The sequence below is a fragment of the Streptosporangium album genome (assembly GCF_014203795.1).
GTDB classification, from domain to species: Bacteria; Actinomycetota; Actinomycetes; order Streptosporangiales; family Streptosporangiaceae; genus Streptosporangium; species Streptosporangium album.
Window position 1 is genome coordinate 1 of the sequence record NZ_JACHJU010000002.1, and the last position, 19,887, is coordinate 19,887.

Sequence of the window (19,887 nt, forward strand, 5' to 3'; positions counted from 1 at the left end):
CCACCCACCGCAGCGCGAACGGCCACTCACTCTTCCGGAACACCCACCCACCGCAGCGCGAACGGCGACAGGCCCTCAGACCGGGACACCCGCAGCGCAAAGGAACACCCACCGCAGCGCGAACAGCGAGAACCTTCAGCCTCACCACGGACCCGCCCCGGGCTCGCGGTCAGGACCTCTCGGCGGTGGTGTAGAGCTCCTTGACCGTGGTGCCGAAGTAGGGGCCGTACATGGTGTTCCGGTCGTCGCTGTATTTGAAGCTGCTCACCGAGGTGATCGCGCCGCGCCCGGTGGCGGTGTCGAAGCCGGTCAGCCAGGGCCCGCCGCTGGATCCGGCGGTCATGTCGCAGTGCATGCCCTGGTCGCCGGTCTGGTCGTGGGGGTCGGCGCGGACCGGGCCGGCGCAGTAGACCAGGTGCTCGCCGTCGTAGGGCGACTCGGCGGGGAAGCCGAAGGTGTGGGCCGGGCGCCCCCGGGCGGTGCCGAAGGCGATGTCCTGGCCTCCGACGACGTCCTCCACGTGCCTGCCGTCTCTGGGGTTGAGCGCCACCATGCCGACGTCGTAGCTGTCGTCGGCGCTGCGCGACCATGGACCCGTGACGAACATGCGGCGGGCGGTGAACTGCCCGTAGGGCTGGCGGCCCGCGTCGTAACCGGGCACGAAGGTCCAGTTGTCGGCCCAGGCTCCGGTGCCGTCCTTGACACAGTGGCCGGCGGTCACCACGAGGTCCTTGTTGGCGCTCCTGATCGAGCTGGCCGAGCACACGAAGTCGAGCCCGCCGATGGTGAGGAAGACCCGGCCGGTGGTGCGGGTCACCGAACCGCCCGCCCCCCAGCGCGCTCCGCCGGTGCGGGGGCTCTGCTGGTGAACGGGTGCGCCCGGTGTGCCGAGCACCTTGGTCGCCGCCCCGAGCAGGTCGATCGGGGCGGCGTCCGCCATCCGGCGAGGGGTCCAGTAGCCGAGCACGCGGTTCTGGTCCGAGGTGCCGTCGGCGGCCGTGTGCTCGACGACGTCGTCCCTTTTCTGGGCGGCCTTCACGGCCGGTTGGAGCGGGTGGGCGGCCTGCCCGTGCTCCGCGGTCGTCGCGGCGGCAGGGGAGGCGCCCATCAGACCGGTGACGAGCACGGCACCCGCGAACAGGGGGAGGGTCGAGGTCATGGAGCCGATTTTGCACTACGTGGTGTGTAGCTATAACTACTTTCCGTCAATTTCGGGGAGTGTCGGTGCTCTGCGCCGCCTCGTAGACCGCCTGCGCGTCGGTCCCGAAGTAGGGACCGAACATCCATCCGCCGGCGAACCCGTACTTGAAGCTGTTCACCGAGTTCAGCGTGCCCAGCCCGGTGGTCTCGTTGAAGTCGACGAACCAGGGGCCGCCGCTCGATCCGCCGGTCATGGCGCAGTTCAGGCCGATGTCACGGGACATCAGGAAGTCGTCGAACGCCCGGCCGGCGCAGTAGACCAGCTTCGATCCGTCATAGGGGCTGGCCGCCGGATATCCGAAGGAGTGCATCTGCTGCCGTCTGGCCTGATTGAAGGAGACGCCCTGGCCGCCGACCACGTCGGTCAGCGACCGGCCGTCCAGCGGAGCCACCACGGCGGCCGCCACGTCGTAGTTGACGTCCTCGCTGTTGTTCCACTGCGGGGTGGTGTAGAGCGTGGTCGCCACCCAGGTGCCGTGCGGCCGGTCCCCGTTGTCGTAGCCCGGAACGAAGACCCAGTTGCTGTGGAAGGCGCCGCCCATCTTCACGCAGTGCCCCGCGGTGATCACAGTGCTCTTGTTGTCGCTGGTCACCGCGTTGCCCGAACAGGAGGCGTTGCGGCCCTGGTAGGTGAAGAAGATCCGCCCGGCGGTCGTGGAGATCGCCCCTCGGCCCTTCCACGGCGATCCCGTGGAGGCGCGGGCGGGCGCCGAGCGCTGGACGGTCATGACGGTGTCACCGTCGGGTGAGGTCGCCGGGACCGAGACGGGTTCGGCCGCCGCCTGTGCCGCGACCGCCGCCGCCGCGAGCCGGACTCCGCTCTTCTTCGGGGCGAGGCTGTCCAGTGGCTGGGCCGCCTCCATTTTCGCCTCCGTCCAGTAGCGCTGGACGGTGCGCTGCTCGGTCCTGGTGTCGGCGGCCTCCTTCTCGATGGGATGAGGGCCGGCCGCCGTCGCGACGGTGCCGTGCGCGACCGCCGCGGGGAGCAGGGTGCCGCCCGCGACGAGAGTGAGTATGGGGACCAGGCGTGCCGTACGACGCATTTGTACCTCCCGAGACCTGATGCTGAGTCGGGAAGCTAATGCGCTGGATAACCGCATTTCTCGATATTTACAACTATTGATATAGCGAAATTCAGACGTAAGTAGCGCCTTTTATCGCGGGTTTCACCCATCACAGATTTCGGTGCCGGTTCGACAGGGAGACGGGAGCCGGGAGAATGGGACGGTGCAGCCAGACACCACTCGCTCCGTCGTCCTGCTCGGCTCGACCGGCTCCATCGGGACCCAGTCCCTCGACGTCATCGCCCGTAACCCCGGCCGGTTCCGGGTGGCGGCGCTCGCCGCCGGAGGAGGCAGGGTCGACCTGCTGGCCCGCCAGGCGGCGGAGTTCCGGCCCGACGCGGTGGCCGTCGCCGACCCCTCGGCCGTGCCCGCGCTGCGGGAGGCCCTGGCCGCGCACGGGGTGAGTGCCGAGGTGCTCGCCGGGCCGGAGGGGGTCGCCGAGGCGGCCGTCTGGCCGGCCGACACGGTGCTCAACGGCATCACCGGCGCGCTGGGACTGACCTCGACGCTGGCCGCGCTCGAGGCGGGCAGGGTGCTCGCCCTCGCCAACAAGGAGTCGCTGATCATCGGCGGGCCGCTGGTGAAACGCCTGGCCAAGCCGGGGCAGCTGATACCGGTCGACTCCGAGCACGCCGCGCTGGCCCAGTGCCTGTGGGCCGCCGGACCCTCCGGGCCCGACGCGTCGGCCGTGCGGAGTCTCGTCGTCACCGCCAGCGGCGGTCCCTTCCGCGGCAGGTCGCGTGCGGAGCTCGCGGATGTGACCCCCGAGCAGGCCCTGGCCCACCCGACCTGGTCGATGGGCCCGGTCATCACGGTGAATTCCGCCACTCTGGTGAACAAGGGTTTGGAGGTCATCGAAGCCCATCTGCTCTTCGACATCGGCTTCGACAGGATCACCGTCGTGGTCCATCCGCAGTCGGTCGTCCACTCCATGGTCGAGTTCGTGGACGGTTCGGTCATCGCCCAGGCCAGTCCGCCCGACATGAGACTGCCCATCGCGCTGGCCCTCGGCTGGCCGGAACGGGTCGCCGACGCCGCCCCCACCGTCGACTGGACCAGGGCACACACCTGGACGTTCGACCCGCTCGACGACGAGGCCTTCCCCTCCGTCGCGCTGGCCCGCCACGTCGGTTCGGCGGGGGGCACGGCCCCCGCCGTCTACAACGCGGCCAACGAGGTCTGCGTCGACGCGTTCCTGACCGGGCGGCTGCCCTTCCTCGGCATCGTCGACACTGTGGCCACAGTTGTCTCCGAGCACATCGTGACCAAAGCAGATTCCGTAGCAGAAGTGCTCGATGCCGACGAATGGGCGCGGGCGCGGGCTCGGGAGCTCACCGGGACTGCCTAGACTGGGTAATGTCGTCGACTCTTCAAGGGCTGAAAATGACTTCTGTTGCTCTCGGTATCCCTTCCGTAAGGACCAGGTCGATCGCCGAGCGACGCAAATCCCGTCAGATCATGGTGGGATCCGTCCCGGTGGGCGGAGACGCGCCGGTCTCCGTCCAGTCGATGACCACCACGGTCACCGCTGACATCAACGCCACGCTTCAGCAGATCGCCGCGCTGACCGCGTCGGGCTGCCAGATCGTCCGGGTGGCCGTGCCCTCCCAGGACGACGCCGAGGCGCTGCCGATCATCGCGAAGAAGTCCCAGATCCCGGTGATCGCGGACATCCACTTCCAGCCGAAGTACGTCTTCGCCGCGATCGAGGCGGGGTGCGCGGCCGTCCGGGTCAACCCCGGCAACATCAAGAAGTTCGATGACAAGGTCGGTGAGATCGCCCGCGCCGCCTCCGACCACGGGGTTCCCATCCGGATCGGTGTCAACGCCGGTTCGCTCGACCCCAGGCTGCTGCAGAAGTACGGCAAGGCGACGCCCGAGGCGCTGGTGGAGTCGGCCCTGTGGGAGTGCTCGCTCTTCGAGGAGCACGGCTTCCGCGACATCAAGATCTCGGTCAAGCACAACGACCCGGTCGTGATGATCCAGGCATACCGCCTGCTGGCCGCCCAGTGCGAATACCCGCTCCACCTGGGCGTCACCGAGGCGGGCCCGGCGTTCCAGGGCACGATCAAGTCCGCCGTCGCGTTCGGCGCGCTGCTGGCCGAGGGCATCGGCGACACCATCCGCGTGTCACTGTCCGCCCCGCCGGTCGAGGAGGTCAAGGTCGGCACCCAGATCCTGGAATCGCTGAACCTGCGCGAGCGTGGTCTGGAGATCGTCTCCTGTCCGTCCTGCGGCCGCGCCCAGGTCGACGTCTACACCCTGGCCGAGCAGGTTCAGGCCGGCCTTGAGGGGTTGAAGGTCCCGCTCCGCGTCGCGGTGATGGGATGTGTCGTCAACGGTCCCGGTGAGGCCCGCGAAGCGGACCTCGGCGTCGCCTCCGGCAACGGAAAGGGCCAGATCTTCGTCAAGGGAGAGGTCATCAAGACCGTCCCCGAGTCCCAGATCGTGGAGACCCTCATCGAGGAGGCCCTGCGTCTCGCCGAGGAGATGGGCGTGGACGTCGACCTCGACGGGGACGTCTCGGGCCCCGAGGTCGTCGTCGGCTAGGCACTGATCTGCCAGGACCGTCCGGAGCGCCGTTGCGGTGCGCCGGACGGTCCTGTTCCGTCTGGGGCGGATCCCCGCGCGCGGCGATCTCGGAGAGGTGCGCGCGGGACGGCCTCGACTCCGTTGGTTGCATATAGCAATCGTTCGCATACGGATTGTTAAGATTCCGGTCGTGTTCCCCGTGGCCGTGCCCTCGCCTGAGAGAGCATCGCCTCTGCCTTATGAGGAGGGGACGCCGGTGAAAAGGGTTGTCGGGGTTGTCGCGGTCGTCGCAGTGCTGGCCGTCACCATGGGAGTTCCGCAGGGGGCGGTGGCGCAGCAGAAGCGGAGTGAGCTGGTCTGGGGGCCCTGTGACGATGCGCCCAAGACCGGACTGCTCGATGGCGTGCTGACCGCTCCGGCTCCGGCCAAGGCGGGCGAGGTGGAGTGCGCGAACCTGAGGGTGCCGCTCGACTACGGCAACCCCTCCCAGACCATCAGCCTGGCCCTGAACCGGATCAGAGGAAAGGCCGTCAGGGGCGACGACCACCTCGGTGTGCTGCTGGTCAACCCCGGAGGGCCCGGGGCCTCCGGTCGCAACCTGGCCAAATACGTCGCCGCCCGGCTCCCCGCCAACCTGGCGGAGCGGTTCGACGTGGTCGGCTTCGATCCGCGGGGGGTGGGGAACAGCGAGCCCGCGCTCCGATGCGTGGACCCCGCGAAATACTACGCCCCGCCGCTCCCCGACCACGTGCCCGGCAACGCGCGGGAGGAGACCGTGCTGATCGGCAGGGCTCAGCAGTACGCCACGGCGTGCGGGGACCGGTGGAAGTGGATGCTGCCCCATATGAGCAGCGAGAACTCCGCCAGGGACATGGACGCGATCAGAGCGGCACTCGGTGAGCCCACGATCAGTTTCCTGGGCTACTCCTATGGGAGCTACCTCGGCGAGGTCTACGCGACGCTCTTTCCCGGCAGGGTCAAGCGGCTCGTCCTGGACAGCGTGGTGGACCCCCGTGGGGTCTGGTACGACTCCAACCTCGTCCAGGACGTCTCCTTCGGCCGGCGGCACCAGGACTTCCTGAAATGGACGGCCCGCCACAACGACGTCTACAAGCTGGGTGCGACCGGCAAGTCGGTCTCCTTCGCGTGGTACGCCATGCGGGATCGGCTGCGTATCCGTCCGGTCCGCGGGGTGGTCGGCCCGAGCGAGCTCGACGACATCTACACCGCCGGCGGCTACTCCGACCTGACCTGGCCGCAGCTCGCCAGGGCGTTCTCCGCCTACGTCAAGAAGGACGACGACGAGCCGATGCTCGCCGCCTACCGCCGGCACGCGGAGAACGACGCCAAGGCGGAGAACGAGTACGCCGTCTACCTGGCCGTGCAGTGCAGTGACGCCGCCTGGCCCCGTGACTGGTCCCGATGGCGGACCGACATGTCCAGGCTGTACGCCAAGGCGCCCTTCCTCACCTGGGCGAACGCCTGGTACAACGCGCCCTGTGCGTTCTGGCCCGAGCGCGGAGGCACGCCGGTGAAGATCCAGGACAGCCCGGAGCTGCCGCCGGTCATGCTCATCCAGGCCGAGCGCGACGCCGCCACGCCCTACTCCGGGGCCCTGCAGGTGCGCAAGCTGTTCGGCGCCTCCCGGCTGGTGACCGTTCCCGGCGGCAACCACGGTGTCTCGCTGGGCGGGAACCGCTGCGCGGACCGTTACCTGATGGCCTACCTCAGGGACGGCACCCTGCCCGGCCAGGCCCGGCGTGCCACCGCCGCCCCGGACGCCCGCTGCCCGGGGGCCCCGGAGTCCGTGCCCGCCGCGCGTATGGCGACGAGGGTGCCGCCGGCCGGGTAGGTGGAGATGACTGGCTCTATGTTGGTTCCTGCCAAAATCGCAGGGGTCGCGTAGGCTGAGCGCGTGATGCTGCGCACAACGGCGTCGCGCGTGCTCGACGACAACGACCGTGACGAGGTGCTGGCGCTTCTGGACGCCGATCCCGTCGCCAACGTCTTCGTCGCCTCCAGGGTCCGTGCCGTCGGGCTCAATCCGGCCAGGCTCGGTGGCCAGATGTGGGGGTTCGGGCCGCGCGGCGGTCTGACCTCTCTCTGCTATGCCGGAGCCAATCTGGTCCCGGTGAACGCCGGCGCCGACGCCGTGCACGCCTTCGCTGACCGTGCCCGTAAGCAGGGCCGTCGCTGTTCCTCGATCGTCGGCCCCGCGGACGCCGTGGCGTCGCTGTGGGAGCGGCTGGAGCCCTACTGGGGCGCGGCCCGCGCGATCCGCCGGGCCCAGCCGGTGATGGCGGTCGCCAAACCGTCCCCGGTCCCGATCGACCCGTTGGTCAGGAGGGTGCGGCCGGAGGAGTTCGAGATCCTGCTCCCGGCCTGCGTGGCGATGTTCACCGAGGAGGTGGGCATCTCCCCGGAGGCGGGGGACGGCGGTGCCCTCTACCGGTCCCGGGTCGCCGAGCTGATCCGGATCGGCCGGTCCTACGCGCGGATCGAGCACGGCAGGGTCGTCTTCAAAGCCGAGATCGGCGCCGTCACGCCGCTGGCCTGTCAGATCCAGGGGGTCTGGGTCCACCCCGACCTGCGTGGCCGTGGACACGCGGTGGCCGGGATGGCCTCGGTGGTCAAGCACGCGCTCGACTGCTTCGCGCCCGTGGTCTCGCTCTACGTCAACGACTACAACGCCCCCGCCCGGGCGGCCTACCGCAGGGCCGGGTTCAGCGAGGTCGGCACCTTCATGTCGGTGCTCTTCTAGGCGCTCAGAGGCTGCGCACCAGGCAGGTCACCAGGCGTTCGAGCTCGGCTTCGGGGTCGGCGGTGAGGCCCGCGTGGACCGGGCCGGTCTGCACGATCGTGCTGCGCGGAGCGGTCAGCCAGCGGAACCGGCCGCCGAGGGGCTCCTCGGCCAGCGGTCCCGCATCGGTGGTGCAGGAGCGCTGGTAGGCGCCGAGTGCGTGCCGTACGCCGTCGAGGTCGGCATGGGGGTCGAGCGCGCGCAGCCGCGCCTCGTCCAGCTCCACCCGCGCGCACAGGTAGCCGCGGGGCTGGCAGTAGAGCACCACCCCGGCGTTGATCAGCTCGCCTCGCTCCACGCGGGGGACCACCCGGATCACGGCGTACTCGTAGATGTCTCTCACCGGCTGTCCTTCCAGAACGAGCCCACCGAGCCGGCCTTCTTCTCCTGGCTGGAGGCGCTCGACGGTCCGGGCAGCCACGCGCGGGGCCCTTGCGCGCGGGCCAGCAGGTGCTCGACATACGCCTGCCGTACGGCCTGCGCCCCGTCGAACCCGGGTTCGTCCTCCAGCCACTCGTCGGGGACCTCGTCCACCACCCCGTCGAGGAGATCTCTGGTGATCTTCTCACTGAGCTCGGCGTCGGTCTCCGTCATCCTGGTGGCGAAGGGGGCCAGCACATGGTCGCGCGCGTCGAAGCCGCGCTGCGGGTCGGCGGTGGGCCAGTTGTGGTGGAACCAGAGGGCGGCCCCGTGGTCGATCAACCAGGTCTCGCCGTGCCAGAGGAGCAGGTTCGGGTTGCGCCAGCTCCGGTCCACGTTGTGGATCAGAGCGTCGAACCAGAGCAGCCGGGAGGCGTAGCCGGGCTCCGGAGGCCAGGCGAGCGGTTCGAAGCCGAGCGCGCCGGGCAGGAAGTCGACCGCCAGGTTGTGGCCCTCGCTGGCCTTGAGCAGGTCCTGGATCTCCTCATCGGGCTCCCGCGCGCCGATCTGTGGATCGACGTCGATCACCTTCAGTTCGGGGATGCGGAAGCCGAGCCGCCTGGCCAGCTCGGCACAGATGATCTCTGCGACGAGCACCCGGCGGCCCTGTCCGGCACCGCGGAACTTCACGACATAGGTGCCGAGGTCGTCGGCCTCGACCACTCCGGGGAGCGACCCGCCCTCACGCAGGGGTGTCACGTAGCGGGTCGCCGTGATCTGTTCCAGCACTCCGCCAGGCTACCTGGTCGCCTTGTCCCGGATGGCACGCAGCATTATCCGCCGGACCAGCCCGCTGCCCATGGGGCAGCCGTCCGAACTCGCCCACCTGCGCGTCGTCGCCGGCTATGACGTCTATCTGGGGATGGCGGCCCTACACCGGATCGGTGCCGTCGACGACCCGCTCGACCGGTCCGTGGAGCCGGCCCTCGCCGAGATGGGTGTGAGCGGCGGCTGAGAGACGGTCAGGGCTGATCGGCCGGCCTCTCAGGTGGCCGGCCCGGGAGGGACGAAGCCGCGTTATTGGGGTGATGTCCATCGTTTCTCCTGACCTGAGCATTACATGAGTGTCACGGTGCGGACCTCAAGCGCTTCACCACGGTTGACTGCCGGGAATACCTCTTCTTGAGTGGGAAGAGTGGTGGGGAGGGGAGGGTCGCGTGCCGCATGCCCAGCCGCTCAGGACAGGGGACCTCGAAAAGCTCGGTGAGTACGCGATCATGGGCCGCCTGGGGGAGGGCGGTCAAGGAGTCGTCTATCTCGGTGTGCACCCCGAGACCGGCTCGGAGTCCTACGCGATCAAGTTGTTGCACGGTCCGCTCGGGGAGGACGAGGCGGTCTTCCTGCGCGAGGTCGAGTTGGCCAAACAGGTCGCCCGGTTCTGCACGGCCCAGGTGATCGATGCGGGGCTGGCCGGTGACCGCCCCTACATCGTCAGCGAGTACATCGACGGTCCCTCCCTCCACAGGGAGGTCGCGGACACCGGTCCCCGCGGGGGAGGGGCGCTGGAGCGCCTGGCCATCGGTACGGCCACCGCGCTCGCGGCCATTCATCGGGCCGGCATCGTGCATCGCGACTTCAAGCCGCAGAACGTACTGCTGGGTCCCGACGGGCCGAGGGTCATCGATTTCGGGCTGGCCAGGGCGCTGGAGGCGGGAGCCACGCAGAGCGGTCGCGGTGCGGGCACGCCCGCCTACATGGCGCCCGAGCAGGTGGAGGGGACCGAGATCCGCCCGGCGGCCGACGTCTTCTCCTGGGGTGCCACCATCTGCTTCGCCGCCAACGCCCACGCCCCGTTCGGGCAGGACTCGGTCGCAGCCGTGTTCCACCGAATCCTCAGCGCGCCTCCGGAGCTCGGTCACCTCGACGGGCAGCTCGGCGCGCTGGTCGCCGACTGCCTGGAGAAGGATCCCCGCAACCGCCCCACCAGTCGTGAACTGCTGCTCTCCCTGCTCGGAGACGACGTACGGCCGGCAGCGGCAAGGTCCCCGTCGGTCCGGGTGCCGGTGGCGTTCGGATCCCCGCCGGCCCCGGCGGCGTCGCCGAGCCGTGGTCCCCGCGGTGCCTCCGGCGAGTTCGCCGAGCCGCGGACCCGTCCGGGACGGGCGGCGACCAGGGCGTCGGTGGCGGTGTCGGGGGCGCTGCTGGTGAGCGCGGCCGTGCTGGTGGGTGTGCTGGTCCCGGCTCTGACCGGGAGTGACGACCAGGCGGGGCGGAGCGAGCCCCGGAATCCGCCGGGGACATCCGGCACACGGGTCGAGCTCACCCCGCAGCAGGCCGGGGTGGCCCGCCCCGCCGCGCCCGTGCCGAACGCCGGTACCACAGTCGCATCGCCCCCTGCGCCCTCTGATTCTCCGGCGCCTCCGGCATCTCCGGCGCCTTCGACGCCTCCGGAAGTCCCGGTGCCGGTGCTCGCCGGGCTGGATCGTTCTGAAGCGCTCCGCCTGATCAAACAGGCGGGGCTGGTCGCCGGGACCCTCACTCGGGCCGACTCCGACCTCCGGATCGGGCAGGTGCTCAGCACCGTGCCGGTGGCGGGGACCGCGGTGGCCAAGGGGACCAAGGTCGACCTGCAGGTCTCGGCGGGAGTGCCGGTGCCGGCGCTGGCCGGCCTCGGCAGGAAGCAGGCCGAGGCCGCTCTCACCCAGGCGAGACTGGCTCTGGGAGAGGTCACCATGCGCTGCTCGGCGGAGCCGGGAGGGCGGGTCCTCACCAGCGCCCCAGCTGCTGGGGAGCACGTCTCCTCCGGCAGCGCGGTGACGCTCGTCGTCTCCAAACGCGGGGCCGAGGTGCCCTCGGTCGTCGGCCGGAAGGAGGCGGACGCGCGGAGCGCGCTGAGCGAGGCGGGCTTCGCCGTACGGGTGCGCCCCCGGCTCGTCAGCGATCCGGCGCAGTCCGGCGTGGTGCTGGCGCAGAGCGGGGCCTCCGGCCCGTGTGCCCGGCCGGACGCCGTGGTCGTGATCACGGTCGGCGTCGAGGGACAGACCGGTCCGGGTCCCGATCCCGATCCCGATCCCGGCGAGACGAGCGCCCCCGCCGACTCCACGGGTTCGGAGGTGCCAGGTTCGGCCGGAGAGTCCGGCTGAGGGTGAGGGGCCGCCGGGGTGCGGACCGGCGGGCAGGGGAAGAGCCGATGCCGTGGCGGGCCCGGACCGGGGGCCATGTACGTTCTGTACGCACCTGTAGGTAAACGTTTCACATCCCGCTGATGCTGTTCGCGGTACTGTTCGGCCTCTCGATGGACTATGAGGTCTTCCTGCTCACCGCGGTACGGCAGGCATACCTGAAGCACGGCGACAACCGCGGGGCAGTGGCCGAGGGGCTGGGCACCACCGGCAGGGTCATCACCTCCGCCGCCCTGATCATGGTCGCCGTCTTCGTGGCCTTCATCGCCTACCCCGACCCCATGGTCAAGATATTCGGTGTCGGCCTGGCCGTGGCCGTGGACGCCACCGTCATCCGCGGTTTCGCGGTCCCCGCGACCATGGTTCTGCTCGGCAGGTTCAACTGGTGGTGCCCCGGGTGGCTCGACCGGATCCTGCCCAATCTCTCCATCGAGGGGAACGAGGAGGAGACCTCCACCGGCGTGGCTCCCCGGAAACTCGTCGGCGCCGGCCACGGCTGACCGCCGGCCGAACACGGTCACATCGCACTCGGCCGCGCTTTCGCGGATACCGGTGGACCGCTGGGCTGCCGCCATCCGTGTCCGGTGGCCGGCGTCGCCTGCCCGGATATCCGCCGAGGAAAGGCGGCCGGTCCCGCATTCTCTCCAGTTGGAAAAGAACTATCGGACATAACGGTCCAACGGCTGGTCCGTTGCGGACTGCCGGTTCACCATGCCTATGGATGCAAGCAGCGTATTAATAGCGTTCCATGGTGAGTCGCTGTGAGACATCCCGTCATGATTTGATATAGCATCTCCGGTGATCAGGGAGTATGTCATCCCCCCGAATGGCCGAAAGTCTCCCTTTTTGGCCATTCAACAACGCGATTCATTGGGGATTTCATGCGACATCTCTTTTGCCTGACCGCCGCAGGGCTCTTCCTTCTCGGCGGTACGGCTGCCGCAGCAACCCAGGCCCCGACCCCGACCCCGACCTCCGGAGCCGACCAGCCCGTTCTCCAGCCTCTCCCGCCGCCACCTCAGCCGGGCGGGCCAGGCGGACCGGATGGGCCGGGTTATCCCGATCCGCCTCAGCCGGGCGGGCCAGGCGGACCGGGTGGACCAAGCGGACCGGGCGGATCGGGTTATCTCACTCCGCCTCAGTCCGGTCCGCCGTGGACCTATCCTCCGGGCTACCCCACGGATTACCCCCCGCCCTGGCCCTATCCGGGCTACCCCACCCCGCCGTGGCCCCCCTACCCGGGGCCCACCGGGCAGACCCCCAGGAATCTCACGCTGACCGTCACCAGGACGCAGGCCCCGCAACCCGTGCCACGGCGTGTCCAGCTCAGGTGCGTCCCGGCGGGAGGTACGCATCCGCGCGCGGCCCAGGCATGTGCCGTCCTGACCCCGGCCTACGGCAATCCCGCCAGGGTCTCGGTTCCGTCGGGGGTGTTCTGCACGAGGGTGTATGACCCTGTCAGGGCGACCGCCACTGGCCTCTGGAACGGCCGATACATCCGGTTCGAGCAGACCTACAGCAATCCCTGCATGATGCGCAGGGCGACCGGTCCGGTCTTCTGGTTCTAGGACCTCTCCTGCGCTGAGGCCGGGCGGTCGCGGCGGGATATCCCGCCGCGACCGCCCGGCCTCACATTTATTCACAACATGAATTCTCGTTAAATCATCATAAGAGAGGTGAAGCATACGAAGAGGCGGTGAAGGTTTTATGTCCATAGCATTTATTTGCTTTTTCTGAACTATGTCAACGAGGGGTCTCCTGTGCTCTGAAGATACTTTCTGGCTAAACGTTGCTGTAGCGGCGTGATCGATCAGAATTTCCCGTCATGAAGAACGTCAGGGGAAGTTAAGTGCTTTACCGTGTAAATAAATGGACATTAAGTACTATCTTCGGTAAGCGTATCGGGGCCTTGGCCATGGCGGCCGCGGCCGGTGCCCTCGTCGTCTCGTCGAATCCAGCCCCGGCGAGTGCCGACACCGGACAGGTGGAAGTGGTCGCGTCCCCGTCCGATGCCAGCGATGGAATCCCCATCCCGGTCTCGGCTCCCCCCACGCATGTCGTGGCGAGGAGGGCTCCTCGCCACTGCTCGGGTGGTCACTGTGGATGCCGGAGAAGGCATTGCGGATGCTGCCGGAGGCACTGCGGATGCTGGCGTGGACACCGCGACTGTGACCGTAGAGACGGTAGGCACGGCAGGGATGGCAGAGATGGCAGGGACGGCCTGAACGGCAGGGACGGTCAGCCGGGTCCTTCGTGCGCCTCGGGTATTCGGGGCATCGACGGCATCGACGGCATCGACGGCATCGACGGGGTCAACGGGGTCAACAGGGCCAACGGGATAGACGGTGCCATCGGCCTTGTGGGTCCGGCAGGTCCGGCGGGTCCGGCAGGTCCGACCGGCCTTATGGGTCCTGCAGGTCCGGCAGGTCCGACCGGCCTTATGGGTCCGGCAGGTCCGGCGGGTCCGGCAGGTCCGACCGGCCTTATGGGTCCGGCAGGTCCGGCGGGTCCGACCGGCCTTACAGGGTTTGTCGGTCCCACCGGTCCCACGGGTGCCACTGGTCCCATGGGCCCGACTGGTCCGACTGGTCCGACCGGTCTCACCGGCCCTGTCGGCGGTCCGCTGTCTGTTCCCGTGGGTCCTCCCGGGCCTGAAGGTCCTCCCGGTCCTCCCGGTCCTCCCGGTCCTCCCGGTCCTCCCGGTCCTGAGGGTCCTCCCGGTCCCGTCGGGCGCCCTGGCCAGGTGAATCCCGGGAACCCCAATTCGGGTTCCGGGGCCTGCGTGACCTGTTGGTCGTGCATACCCGTGTCTATCGGGTCCTCGTTGAGCTATTGGACCTATAAGGCTCCTGGGGTGTGCCTCGCCAGGATCGCGTCCGTGGGCTGAGGAAGCCGGAGAAAGCGCGGGTGTCGTGCCCGGTGTCAACCGGGCACGACATCAGGGAGAAACTGAACGAGAAGAACATCAAGTCGGCCGAGTCGGTGACGACGAAGACCTACAACGAGGCGCTCGGCCTCTTCTTCGCCAACCCCTACTCCGATGCGCTGCCCAAGTTCCGTGAGGTCCAGGCACTGCAGCCGAACCATCCCTACGTCGCCCGGTACATCTCCGACTCCCAGCAGGCCGTCACCGCGGGCAAGAACGAGAGCTCCTCGCCGATTCTGCCGTGGGTGCTGTACGGAGCGCCGCAGCAGAACCCCGGCCCCGGCGCGAACACCCGGATCGCCGGACTTGAGGCGGAGTTGGAGCAGCTGCGCCGCACCCTGGGGCAGCGCCCGCCCGACGAGCGGTGACCTGCCACCCCCATCTTCCGGACCGCTGTCCCGTCCGGTCAGACCGCTACCCTCGCCCGGCGCCGCCCCCGGTAGCCACTGTGGACCAGGACGTCGGTGGGTTCGGCGGGGAGTGGGCCGGCCGGGATGGTCGTGCTGACCACGGGCTCGACCCGGCGATGGCGCCGGCCGCGCAGGGGGGCGTCCGGGACGAAGGCGGAGGTCTCGGCGGCCGGCCGCTCTCGGAGACGGCGCCTGCCCTGGTAGGGGACACGGGGGCCGTCATGACGGCGGGGAACCGGGCCGATCTCCTCGGTCCGGAAGAAGCCGGTCCCGCTGATCTCCTCGACGCGGGGGAGGGAGGTCGTGGTGGCCGAGGGGAGCCAGGCCGTCGTGGCCGCCGGGAGAGTGGTCTCGGGAACGATCTCCCTGGTGGTCCGCAGTTCTCTGGCGGGGGCGGGGGCGCCCTTGGTGATCCGGCGGCGACCGGGAGCGCGGCGGCCGGGTGCACGGCCGCCCGGAGCCCGGCGGGACGGGCGGGCGGGGGCGGCGTCCCTCTCGGCGAGGGCGAGCCGTACCTTCGACTGCCGGACCTTGGTGTGGGCGATGATCGCGACCGCGGCGAGCAGTACCGGGGCCAGCACAGCGGGAGTGCCAAGCTGGGGGACGTGCGGGGGGAGGTCGCTGTGGAGAGCCGCGGGGGCCGCCGCGAGGGCGTTCGTGTCCGCGGTGGCGGGCTTGGCGTGCTTGCCGCCGGTGGCCCCACGGTCGGCTGACGCCCGAGGGAGGACGGCGCTCTGGCCGGGCCCCGGGGTGCTCGCCGGGGTGGGCTTCCCGTCCCCGGAGGAGGACGCTGCGTGCTCGCCGCCGGGTTTGGCGTGCTTGGAGCGGGCCTTGGCCGCGGCGGGGCGGCTCGCTGAGGTGTCGTGCTCCCTCGTGAGGTCGGGCGCGGGGACCAGCGCGAGCAGGTTGGGCCCTGAGGTCAGCGCCACCGAGTTGCCCGACTGCGCGTCGGCGGTGACGACCGTCTGCTTCTGGGACGCCTCCTTGTCCATCCGGGCCTTGATCTTCTCCGGATACCCGTAGCCGACGACCTTGCCGGTGTCGCGTTCCTTACGCTTGGCGACGCCTCCGTCGATGTTCCCCTCGATCGTGTGGATCGTCCTGCCCGCCACCTTGGTGACGATCCCCACGTGATCGATGTTGTCGATCTTCTTTGAGCCGCTCCAGTCGAAGAAGACGATGGCGCCTGGGCTGGGGGTGGTGCCCCAGGCGCCCTGTTCCTTGAACCACTCGGCGTGGTGAACGGTGTAGGCGAACTGCCCCACCCAGTCCTGGTAACCGAGCTTGTCGGCCGCCCAGGACAGGTACATGTCACACCAGGGTGCCGCGGTGTAGTCGGCGTCGAACTCGACGTGGTTGCCGTACCAGTGGCCGAACTTGGTGTAACCGCCGCTCTTCTCGGAGTATCCGAGCTCGTTCTCCAGCAGTTCGATGAACTTCTGCATCTCAGGGGTCATAGATCGTTTCGAGGGACCCCCGGCAGCCATGGAGGCATGGTCGCGCCGCCCTCGCAACCCGGCTACCGGGAGACGGGTTGAGCGATGGCGCGTTCACGCGGACCGATCCAGGGGGACGGTCGTGACGTGTGTGGCGGCACCATTGACCAGTTGTCTTCCGTGACCAGGGAGGCTACCCGGTGGTAATCGAAGGTCAAGACAGCTTAAAGAGCGCTCAAAGTGGACGTAGTGTCGATTGGGCGGCGAATGCCGACGTCAGAGGCTCTTTTAGGATTTTTACCCCTTCGGTCGACCGGGCAAAAAATCTTCGGATCATGCGGGCCGGCCGTCCTTGCCGGCCCGTCCCGTGCCCCGGGCGGTGGAGGTCGCGGGAGGGCCGGAGGGGTGTACCCCATCCCAGCCCCAAGGGGACCCCTCGGAAGTAGGTATAAGGATGGGTATTTATCCCGTTATGTCCACTTCTTGGGTGAGGGACCCTGGTACGAACGGTAAGGCTCCGCCGTAGTCCCAAGGAATCGAAGGTACGAGCCATGTGTCAGCACCAAGCTCAATGTCCTCCCGTGAACGCGCTCGATCACGAGGCCGCGGCCCTGGTGGCTTTCCACCCGGAGCAGGGGTGGGGGCTGCTCTGCAACGGGGTGGTGGTCTTCGACGACACCGGCGGGCTCCTGCCCGACGGGCGCAGCATCCCGGTCCACGGTCAGCCCTGCGGGCAGGCGGCATGAGTCCCTACGTCCTGGCCGACCATCCGGACGGGCTGTCGCAGAGCGGCCCGGCGGCCTCCGCCGGTATGCGCGGATCCGTCCGTCTCCGGTATCAGCTCAGGACCGTCCTCGGCCGGCTCCGCGTCGAGGTCCGCCCTGCCTTCGGCGAGCCGGGCAGCCAGCAGGTCTCATGGCTGCTCCCGCCAGTGCCGTCCTCCGTGCCCCGTGCCCGCCATCTGGCCCGCGACTGGCTGGCCGGCCGCGACCTCGACGGACAGGCCGGGATCGTCGAGCTCCTCGTCAGCGAACTGGTCACCAACGCCCTGCACCACGCGCGGGGAACGATCCGGCTCGCCCTTCTCTTCGAGGACGGCCTGCTGCGCTGCGAGGTCGAGGACGACAGCCCCGCTCTTCCCCGCCCGTGCCGGGCCCGCGAGGACGATGAGGGAGGACGCGGGCTGCACCTGCTCGAGCTGCTGTCCTGCTGCTGGGGGAGCGCCGGGACAGCCATGGGCAAGGCCGTCTGGTTTGAACTGCCCACACATGCCATTTTCCAGGGCTGAAGGGCCCTCTTCTCCCCTTTCCATCCCTTCGGCCGGGACGCCGGAACAGGCGAGGTCACCACGCGCGCCTGCTCCGGCGTCCCCTGGGCGGCGCGAGGGCCGCGGTCAGGTGCCGGACGGGTGCTCGCCGTCCACGTCCCGGATCTGCTCGCCGATCCAGACGGCGATCTGGGCACGCGAGTGAAAGCCGAGCTTGTTCAGGATGTGCTCGATGTGCCCCTCGGCGGTGCGCTGGGCGATCACCAGCGAAGCCGCGATGTCCTTGTTGCTCAGACCTTGGGCGACGAGCCGGGCGATCTCCGTTTCTCTGCGGGTCAGCGGTGACGGCTCCCTGGTCCCCTCGGAGGGCTTCCCCGCCGTGCTCTCCCTCTCTTCGAGGGCGAAGGAGAGGGCTTCCGCGTAGGGGGTCGCGGCACCTCGTCTGACGGCCGCGTCGAAGGCCGCTTCCCCGAGAGCCTCGCGGGTCCGGGCCTCGCATTCATCGTGGTAACGGATCAGATGCCCGTATCCGGACAGCGGCGCTTCGACCGCCCGCCAGACGGTGTCCAGGATTCCCAGCAGCCTGGCCGCCCTCTGGTACTGGTTCTGTGTGGCGGCGATCCAGGCCAGCACCTCCAGATTGATCCCCACGCCCAGCAGATCGTCGAGCGAGCGGTTGAACCTCAGGCTCTCCTTCTCCAGTTCGGTCGCGCGCCGGACGTCGCCCTGCCGCCAGATCTCGATGCCGAGTGCCATCATCATGTACGCCCTGTGCCAGTTCTCCCCATGGGCATCGCAGAGGGCGAGACAGTCCTCCCCGATGGAGACCGCGTGTGGGGAGTCGCCCTGGAAGGAGTAGGCCAGGGAGAGCCGGATGAGTCCCAGTGCCAGGCCCATCGGGTCACCGGTGGCGCGGTGGAGGGCGATGGCCTCCTGGTAGAGCGGGATCGCGGATTCGGCGTCTCCCCGATACATGGCGACCATCCCCGAGTAGAGCGCGGCGTAGGCAAGAGGCGCCTGTTGCCCCAGCTGCTCCCCGAGCGCCCGGGCCTCTCGCAGCATGACCGTGGCGGAGGCGATGTCGGCCTGGATGATGGCCAGCCAGCTGTTGGCCCACAGTGCGCGGGCCCGTACCTCGCTCGGTGCGGTGTCGGCGAGGAGTGCCCGGTCCAGCCAGCGGCGTCCCTCGGAGAGATAGTAGCTCGTGATCCAGTGATAGAGCAGGTCAGCAGTCATTTCCAGGCCGGCCGCAGGGGCCGTCGGCTCGGTGAAGCAGTACTCCAGGGCGCTGCGCAGGTTGGCGTGCTCAAGCCGTAGCCTGCTGAACCAGGCCACCTGGAGCGGGCCGAACCGTTGCGTGTACGCCTCAGCCGCGAGCTTCCGGTAGTAGTCGCGGTGCCGCTGTTGCAGCGCGCTCTCCTGCCCGGAGGCCACCAGCCGCTCCTGGCCGTACTGCCGGACCGTCTCCAGCAGTCGGTACCGCGCCGCCGGGAGATGGGACGGATGATCATCTCTCACCAGGATGGACTTGTCCACCAGCCCCATCACCAGTTCGGCGACCTCCTCGCGGTCGATCCCCTCACCGGAGCAGATCTCCTCGGCGGCCTCCAGATCCAGGCCGTCGGAGAACACCGATACGCGCGCCCACAGCAGCCTCTCCCGCTCGGTGCACAGGGCATGGCTCCAGTCGATCAGCGCGCGCAGTGTCTGCTGGCGGGGCAGTGCCGCCGGCGATCCGGCGGTGAGCATCCGGAACCGGTCGTCCAGCCTGGCCAGCAGTTGCTCGACGGTGAGCGCCCGCAGCCGGACGGCCGCCAGTTCGATCGCGAGCGGAATGCCGTCCAGCCGGCGGCAGATCCACTCCACGGCGTCCCGGTTGTCCTCGGTGAGGGCGAAATCCGGCAGGACGGCCCTCGCCCGCTCGACGAACAGCCGTATCGCGTCACACTGCGCGAGCGATCCGATGGGGAGGCGCGAGATGCCGGGAGACGGCACGGAGAGTGTCGGCACGGGCATCGTCTGCTCGCCGACGATGCCCAGAGGCTGGCGGCTGGTGGCGAGAATCCGCACGGCGGACGTGGAGCGGATCAGCGTTTCGGCCAACACGGCGCAGTCGCGTAACAGGTGCTCGCAGTTGTCCAGGATCAACAGTACCTGCCTGTCGCGCAGGTGATCGGTGAGCACCTCCATGAGCGGCCGGGAGGAGTGGACCTGGATCTTCATCGCCTCGGTCACCGACTGGACGAGCAGTTCGGGACTCGGCAGCCCGGCGAGGTCGACCAGCCACACGCCGTCCCGGAAGGCCCGCCCCATCTCGGCCGCGACCCGTAGGGCGAGCCTGGTCTTGCCGACCCCGCCGACGCCGGTGAGAGTCAGCAGGCGCGCCTCGCACAGCAGCCGTCTGGTCTCGGCCACCTCGTGCCGACGCCCCACGAAACTGGTCACCTCGGCAGGCAGGCCCGCGGCCTGCCTGCGCTTCGGATCGGTCGGTGTCGTTGTGCTCATCAGCGCCTCGCGTCGGCTCCGGCCAGTGGGTCACCGTGCGCTGGAAACGGGCCGACAGCATCCACATTATGTCCAGGCCGTTTCTGCCGCACCTGTCATGTCGCGATGGCACCGCTCGCACCGCCCCCTCCGGCCATGAATCCGACGGCGCGGGAGCGCGCGGCGGCCGGCGCACCATCGTGGCCCGGTCACCTGCCGTCGATCA

Annotated in this window: 17 protein-coding genes; 11 read left to right on the top strand and 6 right to left on the bottom strand. The window is 69.2% G+C overall.

The annotated features are described in order from the left end of the window. Positions 1 to 169: 169 nt before the first annotated feature. Both FHR32_RS23500 and FHR32_RS23505 read right to left on the bottom strand, forming a co-directional pair. Positions 170 to 1,159, bottom strand: coding sequence for a trypsin-like serine peptidase (locus tag FHR32_RS23500; protein ID WP_184756692.1), 990 nt, complete (start codon positions 1,157 to 1,159; stop codon positions 170 to 172). Between the two features lie 46 nt (positions 1,160 to 1,205). After that, positions 1,206 to 2,243: a trypsin-like serine peptidase gene (locus FHR32_RS23505; protein ID WP_184756693.1), complete on the bottom strand. Its 1,038-nt coding sequence runs from the start codon at positions 2,241 to 2,243 to the stop codon at positions 1,206 to 1,208. A gap of 184 nt (positions 2,244 to 2,427) precedes the next feature. Between FHR32_RS23505 and dxr the strand changes: the two genes are divergently transcribed. The 4 genes from dxr (at position 2,428) to FHR32_RS23525 (ending at position 7,557) form a co-directional block, all read left to right on the top strand. Continuing rightward, positions 2,428 to 3,612, top strand: a complete 1,185-nt coding sequence (dxr, locus tag FHR32_RS23510; RefSeq protein WP_184756694.1) for a 1-deoxy-D-xylulose-5-phosphate reductoisomerase — start codon at positions 2,428 to 2,430, stop codon at positions 3,610 to 3,612. Positions 3,613 to 3,647: 35 nt separating this feature from the next. Next, on the top strand, positions 3,648 to 4,814 hold the full coding sequence (gene ispG / locus FHR32_RS23515) for a flavodoxin-dependent (E)-4-hydroxy-3-methylbut-2-enyl-diphosphate synthase (RefSeq protein WP_184756695.1): 1,167 nt from the start codon (positions 3,648 to 3,650) through the stop codon (positions 4,812 to 4,814). Positions 4,815 to 5,052: 238 nt separating this feature from the next. Then, positions 5,053 to 6,648, top strand: coding sequence for an alpha/beta hydrolase (locus tag FHR32_RS23520; protein ID WP_184756696.1), 1,596 nt, complete (start codon positions 5,053 to 5,055; stop codon positions 6,646 to 6,648). Between the two features lie 66 nt (positions 6,649 to 6,714). Next, a complete protein-coding gene (locus FHR32_RS23525) occupies positions 6,715 to 7,557 on the top strand; it encodes a GNAT family N-acetyltransferase (RefSeq protein WP_184757784.1) in 843 nt (280 codons plus the stop codon). Between the two features lie 4 nt (positions 7,558 to 7,561). Here FHR32_RS23525 and FHR32_RS23530 read toward each other — a convergent pair whose 3' ends face one another. Then, a complete protein-coding gene (locus FHR32_RS23530) occupies positions 7,562 to 7,939 on the bottom strand; it encodes a DUF3037 domain-containing protein (RefSeq protein WP_312882675.1) in 378 nt (125 codons plus the stop codon). Further along, complete coding sequence (locus FHR32_RS23535; RefSeq protein WP_184756697.1) at positions 7,936 to 8,745, bottom strand: HipA family kinase; 810 nt, start codon at positions 8,743 to 8,745, stop codon at positions 7,936 to 7,938. Before FHR32_RS23535 ends, FHR32_RS23530 begins: the two co-directional genes overlap by 4 nt. Positions 8,746 to 8,776: 31 nt before the next feature. On the opposite strand from FHR32_RS23535, the gene FHR32_RS23540 reads away from it, so the two are divergent. The 5 genes from FHR32_RS23540 to FHR32_RS23565 all read left to right on the top strand — a co-directional run bounded on the left by FHR32_RS23540 (position 8,777) and on the right by FHR32_RS23565 (position 14,432). After that, a complete protein-coding gene (locus FHR32_RS23540; RefSeq protein WP_184756698.1) occupies positions 8,777 to 8,971 on the top strand; it encodes a hypothetical protein in 195 nt (64 codons plus the stop codon). A gap of 202 nt (positions 8,972 to 9,173) precedes the next feature. Further along, the gene (locus tag FHR32_RS23545) at positions 9,174 to 11,099 is read left to right on the top strand and encodes a protein kinase domain-containing protein (RefSeq protein ID WP_184756699.1); all 1,926 of its coding nucleotides are present in this window, start codon (positions 9,174 to 9,176) and stop codon (positions 11,097 to 11,099) included. 122 nt (positions 11,100 to 11,221) lie between these two features. After that, positions 11,222 to 11,638: an MMPL family transporter gene (locus FHR32_RS23550; RefSeq protein ID WP_246467378.1), complete on the top strand. Its 417-nt coding sequence runs from the start codon at positions 11,222 to 11,224 to the stop codon at positions 11,636 to 11,638. A 381-nt stretch (positions 11,639 to 12,019) separates the two neighbouring features. Further along, entirely contained in the window at positions 12,020 to 12,706 is a 687-nt protein-coding gene (locus tag FHR32_RS47335; RefSeq protein WP_184756700.1) for an SSI family serine proteinase inhibitor, read from the top strand. 1,351 nt (positions 12,707 to 14,057) lie between these two features. After that, complete coding sequence (locus FHR32_RS23565; RefSeq protein ID WP_184756701.1) at positions 14,058 to 14,432, top strand: hypothetical protein; 375 nt, start codon at positions 14,058 to 14,060, stop codon at positions 14,430 to 14,432. Between the two features lie 38 nt (positions 14,433 to 14,470). Here the strand turns inward: FHR32_RS23565 and FHR32_RS43080 are convergent, their stop codons facing one another. Next, positions 14,471 to 15,919 carry a CHAP domain-containing protein gene (locus FHR32_RS43080; protein ID WP_246467380.1) on the bottom strand — a complete coding sequence of 483 codons (1,449 nt, stop codon included), beginning with the start codon at positions 15,917 to 15,919 and terminating at the stop codon, positions 14,471 to 14,473. Positions 15,920 to 16,461: 542 nt separating this feature from the next. Between FHR32_RS43080 and FHR32_RS23575 the strand changes: the two genes are divergently transcribed. Together FHR32_RS23575 and FHR32_RS23580 are read left to right on the top strand one after the other, a co-directional pair. Then, positions 16,462 to 16,656 carry a DUF5999 family protein gene (locus FHR32_RS23575; RefSeq protein WP_184756702.1) on the top strand — a complete coding sequence of 65 codons (195 nt, stop codon included), beginning with the start codon at positions 16,462 to 16,464 and terminating at the stop codon, positions 16,654 to 16,656. After that, positions 16,653 to 17,198, top strand: coding sequence for an ATP-binding protein (locus tag FHR32_RS23580; protein ID WP_184756703.1), 546 nt, complete (start codon positions 16,653 to 16,655; stop codon positions 17,196 to 17,198). Before FHR32_RS23575 ends, FHR32_RS23580 begins: the two co-directional genes overlap by 4 nt. Positions 17,199 to 17,303: 105 nt before the next feature. Here FHR32_RS23580 and FHR32_RS23585 read toward each other — a convergent pair whose 3' ends face one another. Further along, the gene (locus FHR32_RS23585; protein ID WP_184756704.1) at positions 17,304 to 19,682 is read right to left on the bottom strand and encodes an ATP-binding protein; all 2,379 of its coding nucleotides are present in this window, start codon (positions 19,680 to 19,682) and stop codon (positions 17,304 to 17,306) included. Between the last annotated feature and the right edge of the window lie 205 nt (positions 19,683 to 19,887).

Excerpts from the sequence above, each read along its gene's own strand:
- FHR32_RS23525 (WP_184757784.1), top strand. The coding sequence starts at position 6,715 with ATGCTGCGCACAACGGCGTCGCGCGTGCTCGACGACAACGACCGTGAC.
- ispG (WP_184756695.1), top strand. The coding sequence starts at position 3,648 with ATGACTTCTGTTGCTCTCGGTATCCCTTCCGTAAGGACCAGGTCGATC.
- FHR32_RS23575 (WP_184756702.1), top strand. The coding sequence starts at position 16,462 with ATGTGTCAGCACCAAGCTCAATGTCCTCCCGTGAACGCGCTCGATCAC.
- FHR32_RS23540 (WP_184756698.1), top strand. The coding sequence starts at position 8,777 with ATGGCACGCAGCATTATCCGCCGGACCAGCCCGCTGCCCATGGGGCAG.
- FHR32_RS47335 (WP_184756700.1), top strand. The coding sequence starts at position 12,020 with ATGCGACATCTCTTTTGCCTGACCGCCGCAGGGCTCTTCCTTCTCGGC.
- FHR32_RS43080 (WP_246467380.1), bottom strand. The coding sequence starts at position 15,919 with ATGCAGAAGTTCATCGAACTGCTGGAGAACGAGCTCGGATACTCCGAG.
- FHR32_RS23580 (WP_184756703.1), top strand. The coding sequence starts at position 16,653 with ATGAGTCCCTACGTCCTGGCCGACCATCCGGACGGGCTGTCGCAGAGC.
- FHR32_RS23550 (WP_246467378.1), top strand. The coding sequence starts at position 11,222 with ATGCTGTTCGCGGTACTGTTCGGCCTCTCGATGGACTATGAGGTCTTC.
- FHR32_RS23585 (WP_184756704.1), bottom strand. The coding sequence starts at position 19,682 with ATGAGCACAACGACACCGACCGATCCGAAGCGCAGGCAGGCCGCGGGC.
- FHR32_RS23500 (WP_184756692.1), bottom strand. The coding sequence starts at position 1,159 with ATGACCTCGACCCTCCCCCTGTTCGCGGGTGCCGTGCTCGTCACCGGT.
- FHR32_RS23505 (WP_184756693.1), bottom strand. The coding sequence starts at position 2,243 with ATGCGTCGTACGGCACGCCTGGTCCCCATACTCACTCTCGTCGCGGGC.